The 13,859-nt window shown below is 58.4% G+C and carries 10 protein-coding genes and 1 pseudogene; 3 read left to right on the forward strand and 8 right to left on the reverse strand.

The genetic code is table 11. The annotated features are described in order from the left end of the window. Nucleotides 1–728: 728 nt before the first annotated feature. Complete coding sequence (locus ROG8370_RS18335) at nucleotides 729–1,562, forward strand: bifunctional allantoicase/(S)-ureidoglycine aminohydrolase (RefSeq protein ID WP_085828592.1); 834 nt, start codon at nucleotides 729–731, stop codon at nucleotides 1,560–1,562. Between the two features lie 78 nt (nucleotides 1,563–1,640). On the opposite strand, the gene lpdA is transcribed toward ROG8370_RS18335, so the two are convergent. The 6 genes from lpdA to puuE form a co-directional block, all read right to left on the reverse strand. Then, nucleotides 1,641–3,380: a dihydrolipoyl dehydrogenase gene (gene lpdA, locus ROG8370_RS18340; protein WP_085828593.1), complete on the reverse strand. Its 1,740-nt coding sequence runs from the start codon at nucleotides 3,378–3,380 to the stop codon at nucleotides 1,641–1,643. 15 nt (nucleotides 3,381–3,395) lie between these two features. Further along, complete coding sequence (locus tag ROG8370_RS18345; protein WP_085828594.1) at nucleotides 3,396–4,643, reverse strand: 2-oxo acid dehydrogenase subunit E2; 1,248 nt, start codon at nucleotides 4,641–4,643, stop codon at nucleotides 3,396–3,398. Between the two features lie 27 nt (nucleotides 4,644–4,670). Further along, complete coding sequence (aceE, locus tag ROG8370_RS18350) at nucleotides 4,671–7,325, reverse strand: pyruvate dehydrogenase (acetyl-transferring), homodimeric type (protein ID WP_085828595.1); 2,655 nt, start codon at nucleotides 7,323–7,325, stop codon at nucleotides 4,671–4,673. 226 nt (nucleotides 7,326–7,551) lie between these two features. Further along, nucleotides 7,552–8,880 (reverse strand): nucleobase:cation symporter-2 family protein, encoded by a 1,329-nt coding sequence (locus ROG8370_RS18355; RefSeq protein WP_085828596.1) that lies wholly within the window; start codon nucleotides 8,878–8,880, stop codon nucleotides 7,552–7,554. A 59-nt stretch (nucleotides 8,881–8,939) separates the two neighbouring features. After that, nucleotides 8,940–9,431, reverse strand: coding sequence for an ureidoglycolate lyase (locus ROG8370_RS18360; protein ID WP_085828601.1), 492 nt, complete (start codon nucleotides 9,429–9,431; stop codon nucleotides 8,940–8,942). Next, the gene (gene puuE, locus ROG8370_RS18365) at nucleotides 9,428–10,846 is read right to left on the reverse strand and encodes an allantoinase PuuE (RefSeq protein ID WP_085828597.1); all 1,419 of its coding nucleotides are present in this window, start codon (nucleotides 10,844–10,846) and stop codon (nucleotides 9,428–9,430) included. Before puuE ends, ROG8370_RS18360 begins: the two co-directional genes overlap by 4 nt. Before the next feature lie 153 nt (nucleotides 10,847–10,999). Here puuE and uraH point away from each other — a divergent pair, with 153 nt between their 5' ends. Continuing rightward, the gene (uraH, locus tag ROG8370_RS18370) at nucleotides 11,000–11,353 is read left to right on the forward strand and encodes a hydroxyisourate hydrolase (protein ID WP_085828598.1); all 354 of its coding nucleotides are present in this window, start codon (nucleotides 11,000–11,002) and stop codon (nucleotides 11,351–11,353) included. A gap of 1 nt (nucleotide 11,354) precedes the next feature. Here uraH and ROG8370_RS18375 read toward each other — a convergent pair whose 3' ends face one another. After that, entirely contained in the window at nucleotides 11,355–12,266 is a 912-nt protein-coding gene (locus ROG8370_RS18375) for a LysR family transcriptional regulator (RefSeq protein ID WP_085828599.1), read from the reverse strand. 107 nt (nucleotides 12,267–12,373) lie between these two features. Between ROG8370_RS18375 and ROG8370_RS18380 the strand changes: the two genes are divergently transcribed. Then, nucleotides 12,374–13,633, forward strand: coding sequence for a urate hydroxylase PuuD (locus ROG8370_RS18380; protein ID WP_085828600.1), 1,260 nt, complete (start codon nucleotides 12,374–12,376; stop codon nucleotides 13,631–13,633). A 108-nt stretch (nucleotides 13,634–13,741) separates the two neighbouring features. Here ROG8370_RS18380 and ROG8370_RS21660 read toward each other — a convergent pair. Beyond that, nucleotides 13,742–13,859, reverse strand: a pseudogene (locus ROG8370_RS21660) (IS200/IS605 family transposase); the annotation flags it as partial.

Here is a 13,859-nt window from a genome sequence, read left to right on the forward strand (position 1 = left end):
GATAGAAAACGCAGTGTTTGCCGGTGTCATATTGCATGATCGTACCCTCAGAAAAATGAGCCTCCGACCCGGCTGCGGCTCATTTTTCTGAGGGTACGATCATAAAGCGATTCTTTCACGCTGAAGCAGGTCCGACTGGAAGTCGGAGGGTTTGCTCCACGGCGTGGATACTAAAGCTGGCAGATGAGGCGGCGGCAGGGCGTGTCTTTCAAGAGGTCATCGAGTCGGTGCAACAGGTGTTCCACGATAACGGACTGGAGGATGTCACGGTGCGAAAAAGCAGAGCACTGCCCGAATTCACCGCGAGCGGCAAATTCCACGACGTCGTGCCTTTGCGAAACACCAATGCACGAAACACGACATTATCCGGTGGTCGCCAGTCGGCGTCGGATTGAAGACGTGAGTGCCCCGCAAACCCGCGCTGCTGAATGTCTTCAGCTTCACCATAACAGAGCTTTGCTATTGAACTCAGGCCGGGCAAAAGGGGCTCAAAACCGACTTAGGCGGCGTTGCGCGCGCATCGTTTCATCGAGTAAGGGGCATTTTGCGCGTTTGGGGTGCTTTACAATGCCTTGCCGTTGCCGAGTTAAAGTGGTCAAAAATTGTATTCAGCCCGACTTTCAATTATCGCAAGACAAAGCTTCAGAACTTTCAGGCCGCTTAACACCTTGTCTTAGCCGTCAGTCGCGACTTGATAGTATAGAAGATATTCTTTCAGAGGCGGTAGAATGACCAAGCGAACTTATTATGCACCGACGGGCGGATTGCCGCCTCAAACGCAACTTTTAACCGATCGTGCAATGTTCACCGAGGCCTATGCCGTCATTCCAAAAGGCACGATGAGTGATATCGTCACCAGCTTTTTACCCTTCTGGGAGGGTGCGCGCTTTTGGGTTCTGTCGCGCCCGCTTTCGGGTTTTGCCGAGACATTCTCGCAATATATCGCCGAGGTTCAGCCCGGCGGCGGAAGCGAGCGGCCCGAAACCGAGGCCGGGGTTGAAGCCGTGCTTTTCGTCGTCGAGGGCAGCATGACCCTTTTGATTGACGGCACCCCCCATTCGATGGCCGAAGGCGGTTATGCCTTTTTGCCGCCACGCGCCAAGTGGAGCCTGCGCAACGAGAGCAGCACGCCGGTGCGCTTTCACTGGATCCGCAAGGCCTATGTGGCGGTCGAGGGGCTTGATATGCCCGAAGCCTTTGTCACCAATGAGGCCGAGGTCGCGCCAACAGAGATGCCCGGCACCGATGGTAAATGGGCAACCTCGCGCTTTGTCGACCCGAGCGATCTGCGCCATGACATGCATGTCACGATTGTCACCTTCCAACCCGGCGCCGTCATCCCCTTCGCCGAAACCCACGTGATGGAACACGGGCTTTATGTGCTTGAGGGCAAGGCGGTCTATCGCCTCAATCAGGATTGGGTCGAGGTCGAGGCCGGCGATTACATGTGGCTGCGCGCTTTTTGCCCGCAGGCCTGTTACGCGGGTGGACCGGGGCCGTTTCGCTATCTGCTCTACAAGGATGTGAATCGGCATATGCCCTTGGGCCTTGGCCGGGGCTAACCCGACCGGGACACCGAAAACCAGAGGGGGACGTGGCATGGCACCACGTCCTCCTTTTTCATGCCAAGGCGTGGCGGCCTATTTCCGTTTTTTCGGCGGGATGAGGTCTGTGATTGTTCCTTCGAACATCTCGGCGGCGAAGTTGACTGTTTCGGACAATGTCGGGTGCGGGTGGATGGTGTGGCCAAGGTCAACCGCATCTGCCCCCATTTCGATGGCAAGCGCGACTTCGGCGATCAGATCGCCGGCATTGGTGCCGACAATCGACGCGCCGATAACGCGGTCATCCTCGGGATCGAACAACAGCTTGGTGATACCTTCGCTGCGCCCGTTCGAAAGGCTGCGCCCGGACGCGGCCCAGGGAAACACGCCCTTTTCGTACTTGATGCCCTTGGCCTTGGCCTCGGTTTCGGTAAGCCCCACCCAGGACACCTCGGGGTCGGTATAGGCGACCGAAGGGATCACGCGGGCATCAAAGTGGCGGTTGTTACCGGCACAGACCTCGGCCGCGACCTTGCCTTCGTGAACCGCCTTATGCGCAAGCATCGGCTGGCCGACCACATCGCCAATCGCAAAGATATGGCTCACGCCGGTGCGTTGCTGGCTGTCCACGGCGATAAAGCCGCGCTCGTCCACCGCGACACCCGCCGCCGCTGCATTGATCCTGGCGCCGTTGGGGCGACGGCCGACCGAGACAAGAACACGGTCGAAGGTGTCACTTGTGGTCTCGCCTTTGTCGTCTTCAAACGTGACCTTAAGACCCTTTTTCTGGGCCTCAATGGCGGTGACCTTGGTTTTTAGCATGATCTTTTCGTACCGTGCCTCGATCCGCTTGTGCAGCGGCTTGACGATATCCTTGTCGGCCCCCGGCATCAGCTGATCCATGAATTCGACCACCGTCACTTTGGATCCGAGTGCATCGTAAACACAGGCCATTTCAAGGCCGATGATCCCGCCCCCAAGGATCAAAAGGCGCTTGGGAACATCCGCCAGCTCAAGCGCGCCGGTCGAATCCATCACCCTTGGGTCGTCATGCGGGATGAACGGCAGGGTAACGGGTTCAGACCCGGCGGCGATGATGCACTGATCAAAGCTTACGGTCTTTTCGCCCTCGGCGCCGTCAACCTCGATCATGTTGGGGCCGGTGAAGGTGCCAAACCCGGTGACCACAGTCACCTTGCGCCCCTTGGCAAGACCAGACAGGCCGCCAGTCAACTGGTTGACAACACTCGATTTCCAGTCGCGCAGTGCGTCAATATCAATCTTGGGTTTGGCAAAGCTGATGCCATGCGCGCCCATTTCCTCGGCCTCGCTGATAACCTTGGCCGCATGCAAAAGCGCCTTTGACGGGATACAGCCCACGTTCAGGCAGACACCGCCAAGATTGCTGTCCTTTTCGATCAGAACAACCGACTTTCCAAGATCAGCGGCACGAAACGCCGCCGTATAGCCGCCGGGACCAGAGCCAAGCACAACCACCTCGGCGTGAATGTCGCCCGCACCGCTTGCCGTGCCGGTGGCCGCCACACTTGTCGGCGCAGCGGTCATTGGTGCCGCCGCCGGGGCCGCCGCCGGGGCCTCGCCCGCCTCGGCGGTTTCAAGCACCATGATCACCGAGCCTTGCGATACGCGATCGCCCTCGGCGACCCTGATCTCCTTCACCACGCCGGCGGCGGGGCTTGGAACCTCCATCGTGGCCTTGTCGGATTCCAGCTCGACAAGCGCGTCTTCGGCTGCAACCGTGTCACCCACGGCCACCAGAATGCCGATCACGGGCACGTCGTTGAAATCACCGATATCGGGAACTTTGACTTCCATATCCTGTGCCCTCCCTTACAGCATCAGCCGGCGTACATCGCCGAGCAGATGTTTGAGCGTGGCACAGAACCGCGCGGCCAATGCACCGTCGATGGCGCGATGATCATAGCTAAGCGACATCGGCTGCATGTTGCGCGGCACGAATTGTTCGCCATCCCAGACCGGCGCCATTTTCGAGCGGGTCAGACCCAAAATCGCCACCTCCGGCGCGTTGACGATGGGGGTAAAGGACGTGCCCCCGATGCCGCCAAGCGACGAAATCGTAAAGGTCGCACCGGTCATGTCGGGCCCCTTGAGCTTGCCCTCGCGGGCCTGCGCACTCAGCTCGCCCAACTCCTTGCTGATCTGCACAAGGCCTTTGCGATCCGCATCCTTGATCACCGGCACCATAAGGCCATTCGGCGTGTCGGCGGCAAAACCGATGTTGTAAAAATCCTTCTTGATAAGCTTGTCACCATCGGGGTGGACCGACGAATTCACTTCCCAATGGGTCTTGAGCGCCGACACGCTCGCCTTGATCACAAAGCTAAGCAGCGTCACGCGATAGCCTTCGGCCTTGGCCGCCGTATCAAGCTCTTTGCGATACTTATCGAGGTCGGTGATGTCGGCCTCTTCATTATGGGTGACATGCGGAATGTTGAGCCAGGAGCGATGCAACGCCGGACCCGACAGCTTTTTGATCCGGGGCATGTCGATGTTTTCGACAGGGCCGAATTTCGAGAAATCCACAGCCGGGATCGGCGGGATGCCCATGCCGCCCTGCGCGCCGCCACCGGCAGCAACAGGCGCGGCCGTGGATTTGAACGTCGCAGTGATATCTTCGCGCAGGATACGGCCCTTGCGGCCGGTGCCGTTAACCTTGTTAAGGTCAACGCCCAACTGGCGGGCAAAGGCCCGGATCGACGGGCTTGCATGCGCCTTGCCGAACCCGGCATCGGTCACGGTCGCTGGCGCAGCGGCAGGCGCAGGCGCGGCAACGGGGGCCGAGGGCGCGGGGGCGGACGCAGGAGCAGGCGCAGCAGCGGCACCTTCGCCTTCAAGAACCATAACCAGAGACCCTTGCGAGACCCGGTCGCCCTCACTCACCCTTATCTCAAGCACTTTGCCCGCTGCGGGGGATGGAACCTCCATCGTGGCCTTGTCGCTTTCCAGCTCGATCAGCGCATCTTCGGCAGCGACAACATCACCGACGCTTACCAGAATACCGATCACCGGCACGTCGTTGAAATCACCGATATCGGGAACTTTCACTTCGATAGTCATGTCTTTAATCTCCTCGTTCCCTGGGGCTTAAACCAACCGCGGGTTCGGCTTGTTGCCGTCAATTTCATATGTCTTGAGCGCTTTTTGCAGATCCGCCTTGGTCACCGCACCGGCCTTGTAAAGGTCGGTCATGGCGGCGGCGGCGATGTGGTTGGCATCGACCTCAAAGAACCGGCGCAGGTTGACGCGGCTGTCAGACCGGCCAAACCCATCGGTGCCAAGCACCGTGAACGTGCCCGGCACAAAGGCGCGGATCTGTTCGGCATAGTTCTTCATGTAATCCGTCGCCGCAATCACCGGGCCGGTGGCCTTCAACAATTGCTGGGTCACATAGGGCACCACCTCTGGCGCGAGCGGGTTAAGGCGATTGTGGCGCAAGGCATCCTGCCCATCACGCGCCAGCTCGTTCAGGCTTGTGGCAGACCAGATATCAGAGGTAACGCCAAAATCCGCCTTGAGCATCTCGGCGGCTTTTATCGCCTGCACAAGGATGGTGCCGGACCCCAAGAGGTTAACGTGCTTCTTGCCGGGTTTCTTGACCTCCTGAAGCCGGTAGAGGCCCTTGATAATGCCCTCTTCGGCGCCCATCGGCATGTCGGGATGGTTATAGTTTTCGTTCATCAGGGTCAGATAGAAATAGACGTCTTCCTGATCGACATACATCCGCTGCATCCCGTGATGCACAAGAACCGCCACCTCATAGCTAAAGGTCGGATCATAGGTGACACAGTTCGGGATCGTGCTGGCAAGGATGTGGCTGTGGCCGTCTTCGTGCTGCAAGCCCTCGCCGTTCAGGGTGGTGCGCCCGGCAGTCCCGCCAAGCATGAAGCCCCGCGCACGGCTATCGCCCGCCGCCCAGGCCAGATCGCCGATCCGCTGAAATCCGAACATGGAATAGTAGATAAAGAACGGGATCATCGGCACGCCGTGGTTGGAATAGGCGGTCGCCGCCGCGATCCAGTCAGCCATGGCGCCGGCCTCGTTGATGCCTTCCTGAAGCACCTGACCATTGGTGCTTTCCTTGTAATAGGACATCTGATCGGCGTCTTGCGGCGTGTACTTCTGGCCCATCGGGTTATAAATGCCGACCGACCGAAACAGCCCCTCCATCCCGAAGGTGCGCGATTCATCCGGCACGATCGGCACCACATGCTTGCCAATCTTCTTGTCGCGCAAAAGCGTGGTCAGGATGCGCACAAACGCCATTGTCGTGCTGATCTCACGCTCGCCCGTGCCCTTGAGCTGACCTTCGAATGTCGACAGCGGCGGGATTTCAAGGTTTGGCGTGTCGCGCCATTCACGCTTGGGAAATTCACCGCCCAGCTTTTTGCGCTGATCCGCGAGATAGGCGCTTTGCAGGTTGTTGAGCTTGACGAAAGGCGCCTTTGGCAAGTCTTCATCGCTGACCGGAATCTTGAACCGGTCACGGAAGGCACGCAGCTGATCCTCGGCAAGCTTCTTTTGCTGGTGCGAGGTATTCTGGCCTTCGCCGCTCGTGCCCATGCCATAGCCCTTGACCGTCTTGATCAAAAGACAGGTGGGCTGGCCCTTGGTATCAACCGCATGTTTGAAGGCGGTATAGACCTTTTCGGGATCATGCCCGCCCCGGCGCAGCGCCCAGATCTGCTCATCGGTCCAATCCTCGACCAGGGCCGCCGTTTCGGGATATTTACCAAAGAAGTGCTCGCGAATATAGGCGCCGTCCTTGGACTTGAAGGTTTGATAGTCGCCGTCGATGGTTTCATCCATCAACTGCTTAAGGCGCCCGCTGGTGTCATTCTCAAGCAGGTCATCCCAACCTTTGCCCCACAAAAGCTTGATCACATTCCAACCGGCGCCGCGGAAATCACCCTCAAGTTCCTGTACGATCTTGGAATTGCCGCGCACCGGGCCATCAAGGCGTTGCAGGTTACAGTTGACCACGAAAATAAGGTTGTCCAACCCCTCGCGCGCGGCAAGATCAATCGCGCCACGGCTTTCGGGTTCGTCCATTTCGCCGTCGCCAAGGAAACACCACACCTTGCGGTCGGCCATGTCGATATGGCCCCGGTTGTGCATGTATTTCATGAACCGCGCCTGATAGATCGCCATCAGCGGTCCAAGGCCCATGCTGACGGTCGGGAACTGCCAGTAGTCGGGCATCAGCCAGGGATGCGGATAGGATGAAAGACCGCTGCCATCGACCTCGGAGCGGAAATTTTCAAGCTGCTCTTCGGTGATCCGGCCCTCCATGAAAGACCGGGCATAAATGCCGGGGATCACGTGACCCTGAAAGAACACGAGATCACCACCGTGGATCGCCGATTTGCTCCGCCAGAAATGGTTAAGCCCGATGTCATACATCACCGCCGACGAGGCAAAGCTTGCGATATGGCCGCCGTATTCGCTGGACACTTTGTTGCGCCGCACGACCGTGGCCATGGCATTCCAGCGGTTGATGGTTCTGATCCGCCATTCCATCTCAAGATCGCCGGGAAACGGGATTTGGTCATCGGCGGGAATTGAATTCTGATAGGGGGTCGTGGCCGAAAACGGCAGGGTCGCCCCAGCGGCACGCGCCTGTTGCACCGCTTTGTCCAACAAATAATGCGCCCGGTTTGCACCATCCCGCTCTATGACATCGGCGATGGCCTCTTGCCACTCCTGTGATTCAATTGGGTCGAGATCGGGCATGTCGGTCATGGAGTGTCTCCTGGTGGAATAATATGTGCGCAAGCGTGCGTCCAACCCACGATAGGCGGTTTGGGATAATTTCTGGCAGCCAACTGCGCTGCGCCTTTTCTACGGTATATCTTGGGATACCTTATGCCGATGTGCAAAGGCTATCTCGGTTTGCTGTATTTTTAGACGCCCAGACCCGGCGTTATCGGTGTGCCGGGGCCCCTGTGATGAGGACCCCGGCAACGGTTTAGGCGTGATCGTCTGCAGGCAGCGATCCTTTGCCATGACCCGCCATGCCGCCAGACACCTCTTCGGTTGCCTCATCGGCAAGGTCTTCCGGCAGAACAAGGTTAAGCGCGATGGCGAAGATCACCATGTTGCGGCGGTTCCATGCCACATCGGACAGCATCGAAATACCCGCCGCGACAACCATGCCGAACATCACGATCACACCGCCGCCAAGAACCTCGATCGGAACAGTGCGAATAACCGCGCCCACCTTGGGCACAAGGCCACAGATGATCAGGAAGACCGCACCACAAGTCACCACGTGGCGGCTCATGACGCCGGTCATGGCGATCAGGCCGACATTCTGGCTAAACGAGGTGTTGGGAAAGGCGCCAAAGCAACCGGCAAGCGCCGTGCCCAGACCATCGGCATAGGTCGCACCCTGAATTTCCTTGTCCGTCGCTTCGCGCCCGGCACCACCCTTGGTGATCCCGCTGACATCGCCAACGGTTTCAATCGCCGAGATGAACGCCATCAGACAAAACCCGATGATCGCCGCGCCGGAGAATTCAAACCCGTATTTGAAGGGTTGCGGCAGGGCAAAGGCCGCCGAGCGCGCCCAGGAACCAGAGATCGTCTCAAAGCTCAGCATGCCCATCATGATCGCATAGACATAGCCGACCAACAGACCGATAAGCACCGCAGAAATCGCCAGCATGCCGCGGGCAAAGAACTTGAGCCCGAGGGTCACGACAATCACGATAAGCGCCGCGGACCAGTTGAGAAGCGATCCGTATTCCGCCGCGCCCGACATTTTCGCAGGCACACCGCCGGCGGCATACTGGATGCCGACCTTGACCAGCGCCAGACCGATCATCGTCACCACAAGACCGGTCACCAGAGGCGGCAGGGCAAAGCGGATTTTCCCGATGAACGTCCCCAAAAGGGCATGGAAAAGCCCGCCAAGGATCACGCCGGTGAAAAGCGCTGCAAGCGCATCAACGCCCTTGCCCGCCACCAGCGGAATCATGATCGGCAAAAACGCAAACGACGTGCCCTGTACAATCGGCAGAGCCGCGCCAATCGGCCCGATGGTGAGCGTCTGCATAAGCGTGGCAACGCCCGCAAACAGCATCGACATCTGGATAAGATAAAGCAGTTCCGGGAAATCCGGAGAGTTGGAGCCAAAGCCAAAGCCGGCCGCCCCCGCAACAATGATTGCCGGTGTCACATTAGACACAAACATGGCCAAAACGTGCTGAATTCCCAAGGGAATGCCACGTGCAAGGCCGGGGAAGTAGTTGGGATCGCGAAGCTGTTCCGGCGTCCCTATCGAAGTATCAGCCATGATCATTCCTCCTGTCGTAGCTGTCCGCGTTATGCCTCTGGTTCTTTTCGCCAGAGTGCCTAGTCAATGGACTTGATGACAAACGGGTCATCGAACCAGTGTTCTTCAAGATTGGGTCCCTCGCCGATGCGATCGACCACAATGTATTGCCCCGCTGCCCCAATCGGGGCCAGAACCCCGTGCCACACACCGCGATGCAGATTGATGGACTGCCCCGGCTCGGTGATGAACGCCTTGAGGTTCACCGGCGTGCCGCCCTCGTCATCAGCAACGACCAAAAGGAAAGGCACCCCGTTCAGCGGCACGAAAGCCTGGCTTCCGTCGGGATGACGCTCGACCATATCCACAAGATGCGGCAGGTGGCGCGCCTCGGCGTCAAACAGGCTGATCCCGGCGCGCCCGTCCGAGAAATCAAGCGCGGCCAGATCGGTGTGACGGGCGCACATGCCTTGATTGATCATCTTGCTCGGCACATCGCGCGGCTCGATGATATCGCCGTAGGGCGCAAAGGCCTCTGGCGTCAGGGGTGTAAGGGTCAGCGGGCGGGTCATTGCGGCAACACGCCCTTCAGGCGCCATTCGCCGATCCGCTCGACCTGTTTGCAGGCCTCGGCAAACTCGGTCTCGCTATCGTTGTTGATCCGGCGTTCAAACGCCTGCTGGATTGACGCCTTGGTGTTGTCACGCACCGCGATAATGAAGGGAAAACCGTGCTTGGCGACGTATTCGGCGTTCAGCGACTGGAACATCGCGCGCTCGGCATCGGTGAGCATATCAAGCCCCGCGCCTGCCTGTTCGGATGTGCTTTCCGCCGTCAACTGCCCCGCTGCGGCCAGCTTGCCGGCGAGGTCAGGGTGCGCCGTCAAGACGCCAAGCCGCTCAGCATGCGATGCAGAACGGAACATCCGGCAAAGCGCATGATGCAAACCCGTGGCGCAATCATGGGCCGGGCCAAGCTCAAGGTCAAAGGCGCGCTCGGCGATCCAGGCGGAATGCTCGAACACACCGCCAAAGGCCGCGACAAACGCCTCTTTGGTCATCTCTGACGGGCGCTCAAACGCGACGTTCGGGTGGTGATCATGCCAATGGCGGGCAATCTCGATGCGGCGTGCAAACCAGACGTCCGCATGCCCTTGGGCGTATTCCATGAAACGGCGCAGCGCCATGACCCGCCCCGGCCGTCCGACAAGACGACAATGCAGGCCGATTGACATCATCTTTGCCTGCCCCGCCTCACCTTCGGCGTAAAGCGCGTCAAAGCTGTCCTTGAGATAGGCAAAGAACTGATCGCCCGAATTGAAGCCTTGCGGCGTGGCAAACCGCATGTCGTTGCAATCAAGGGTATAGGGCACGATCAGCTGATCCTTGCCGCCCGACCTGACCCAATACGGCAAGTCATCGGCATAGGCATCGGACACATAATCAAACCCGCCCTCTTCGGCGACAAGATCGACGGTATTGGCCGAACACCGCCCGGTATACCAGCCCCGCGGGCGCGTGCCGGTCACCTCGGTATGAAGGCGGATCGCCTCAAGCATATCGGCCTTTTCGGCCTCTGGCGTATGATCCTTGTACTCGATCCATTTCAAACCGTGGCTGGCGATTTCCCAATCGGCGTCCTGCATCGCGCGCAGCTGTTCTGGGTTGCGCGCAAGGGCCGTCGCCACGCCATAGACCGTCGCGGGGATATTCATCTCTGTGAACAACCGATGCAAACGCCAGAACCCGGCGCGCGCACCGTATTCATAGATTGATTCCATGTTCCAATGCCGCTGACCCGGCCAGGCGGCGGCGCCGACGATTTCTGACAGGAACGCCTCGGATGCGGCATCGCCGTGCAAGATGTTGTTTTCGCCACCTTCTTCGTAATTGACCACGAATTGCACGGCAATTTTCGCGCCATTCGGCCATTTCGGATCGGGCGCTTGCGCACCATGACCGCGCATATCACGGGGGTAACGTGTCATAAAAGTTGTCTCCAAATTCCGATTATGTTCTAAGACGAAAGAATGCATATTACCTTCTAGAAATTTTTGAAGGAGTTGTTTGCAAGACTAATCTGTCAAAAACCTCTAAATAGCGCCAGTAAGCAAGCCACCTTCAAAGACCAAGGAGCGATCATGACTGGTTATTTGACAACGCATGTTCTGGACACTGCACGCGGTTGCCCGGCACAGGGCCTCAAGATCGAACTTTTCCGCATCACTGACGAGCGTCGCGAATTGCTTGATACCCTCGTCACCAATGACGACGGGCGCACCGACAGACAAATCCTGCCTGCTGAACGCTTTGAAACCGGCACCTATGAGTTGGTGTTTCACGCCGGTGACTATCTTACCGTGATCGGCACCCCGCCCGAAGAGCCGCGTTTTCTTGATATCGTGCCGCTGCGCTTTGGCATGTCAGAGCACAGCCACTATCATGTGCCGCTTTTGATCTCGCCGTTCGGGTATTCAACCTATCGCGGAAGCTAGGTCACGCATCTTGCGGAAGCGACGCCTGAATGTGATTGACCATGAAATCTATGAATAGCCGCGTCTTGGGGTCCTGACGGCGGCGATGGGTGTATAGACAGGCCATCTGAATCGGAATCGGCGGCTCGTTTTCAAGAACCGGAACAAGGCGACCCTCGCGCAGGTGGTCGGCCACTTCGAACATCGGCTTGAGGATAATCCCGTGCCCGTCCAGCGCCCAGTTGGTCAGAACATCGCCATCATCGGTTTCAAACGGGCCCGACACCGCGAACCGTTTGATGCCTTCGGGCGTTTGCAGCGGCCATTGAAATTCCGGGGCGCCGGGGAACCGCAGGTTCAGGCAGTCGTGCTTATCCGCCCTGAGGCTTGCGCTATCGCTCGGCAGACCCCTGCGCGCGATGTAATCCGGGGCGGCACAAAGCACCCTCGGGCAATCCGCAATCTTGCGAATACGCAGCGTTGAATCCTCGGGTACGCCAAGAAAAAACGCCGCATCAAGCCCCTCACCCGCAAGATCAAGCTTTCGATCCGACAGGCGCAGCCGGATGGTGATCAAGGGATAGGCCTCTTTGAACCGAGGAATCATGGGGGCGATCAGACGCTTGCCCATGCCAAGCGGCGCCGCCACATAAAGCGTGCCTCGCGGCGAACTTGTAACATCGGTGATATCGGCCTCGGCTTCTTCCACCGCTTCAAGGATCTTGCAGGCCCCGCTATAAAACAGCACCCCCTGCTCGGTCGGGTGAAGCGTCCGGGTGGTGCGTTGAAACAGCCGTATGTTCAGATGCTCTTCGAGATGCGCAATCCGCGCCGAGGCAACCGCCGCCGAAATCCTCTGATCCCGCGCCGCCGCCGACATATTGCCAAGCTCGTAAACACGGACAAACGTCCGGATATTGTTCAAGTAAGACATGGCAAAATGATTATTAGCTTTCTATTGAAGCTGCTAGGATTTTTTTTGCATTACAGGGCAATGGCGTGGTGAAGTAGGGTCGCCCAAAGTGATCTTAGGAGAAGAAAATGCAGGATTTCGCTATCATTTGGGACTGGCTTGGCTTTGCCGTGCGGTGGCTTCATGTCATCACTGCGATGGCCTGGATCGGGTCATCGTTCTATTTCGTGGCGCTTGACCTTGGCTTGCGCAAGGCCCCGCATCTTCCGCCCGGCGCGCACGGCGAGGAATGGCAGGTCCACGGCGGCGGCTTTTATCACATTCAGAAATATCTTGTCGCACCCGACAACATGCCCGAGCATCTGATCTGGTTCAAATGGGAAAGCTATACCACCTGGCTGTCTGGCGCGGCGCTTTTGATGATCGTCTATTGGGCCGGGGCAGAGCTTTACATGATCAACCCCGCCAAGGCCGATCTTGCGATCTGGCAGGGTATCCTGATTTCCGCCGCCTCACTGACCGTTGGTTGGCTGGTCTACGATTTCTTGTGCAAATCCGGGCTTGGCGAAAAGCCGACCTTCCTGATGGTTCTTTTGTTCATCCTGCTGGTGGTCATGGCCTATGGCTATGATCAGGTGTTCACCGGGCGCGCCTCGCTTTTGCATCTTGGCGCCTTCACCGCCACGATCATGACGGCCAATGTGTTTTTCATCATCATGCCCAATCAGCGGATCGTCGTGAAAGACCTGCAAGAGGGGCGCACACCAGACCCTAAATATGGCAAAATCGCCAAACTGCGCTCGACCCACAACAACTATCTCACCTTGCCGGTCGTGTTTCTGATGCTCAGCAATCACTATCCGCTGGCCTTTGCGTCCGAGTATAACTGGCTTATTGCCGCCTTGGTGTTCCTGATGGGGGTAAGCATCCGGCACTATTTCAACACGCGCCATGCCGGTACCGGCAACCCGACCTGGACATGGGCCGTGACCGCCCTGCTGTTCATCGCAATCATGTGGCTCAGCACGGCCCCTTTGCGCAACGATACCTATGAGGAATCAGAGGCGCGGCCGCTGACCGCCACGCAACAGGTCTTTGCCGCAGCCGAGGGGTTTGAAGAGATCACAAGCATCATCCCCGGCCGCTGTGCGATGTGTCACGCCCGCGAGCCGTTTTACGACGGCATTCATCGCGCGCCCAAGAATATCCTGCTGGAAACCCCCAACGACATCGCCCGCGCCGCACGCCAGATCTATTTGCAGGCCGGTGTATCCGTCGCCATGCCCCCGGCCAATGTGTCCTTCATCGAAGAGGACGAGCGCAAGGCGATCATCCGCTGGTACCGGGACGCCGCCCGGGATCTTCCGTTCTCGCTGGCCGCAAAGTGACACAAAACCGGGCCTGAAGTGGTGATTCTCGCCAATTGAAGGCCCGCTCTCACAAACCCGCTTGGGCAGCTCTTGATGGCTTGAACTCAGCGTTTGGAAACTGAACCACTACCGGCTGGCGCCGGTAGGATCAGCGATGTGCTGTTCCAGGTACTGAAGTACGATGTCTTCCGTAATGGCACCGTTGGTGGTTGAAAAGTATCCTCGGCCCCAAAATCGGCAGCCC

Source organism: Roseovarius gaetbuli (assembly GCF_900172365.1).
In the GTDB taxonomy this organism is placed as follows: Bacteria; Pseudomonadota; Alphaproteobacteria; order Rhodobacterales; family Rhodobacteraceae; genus Roseovarius; species Roseovarius gaetbuli.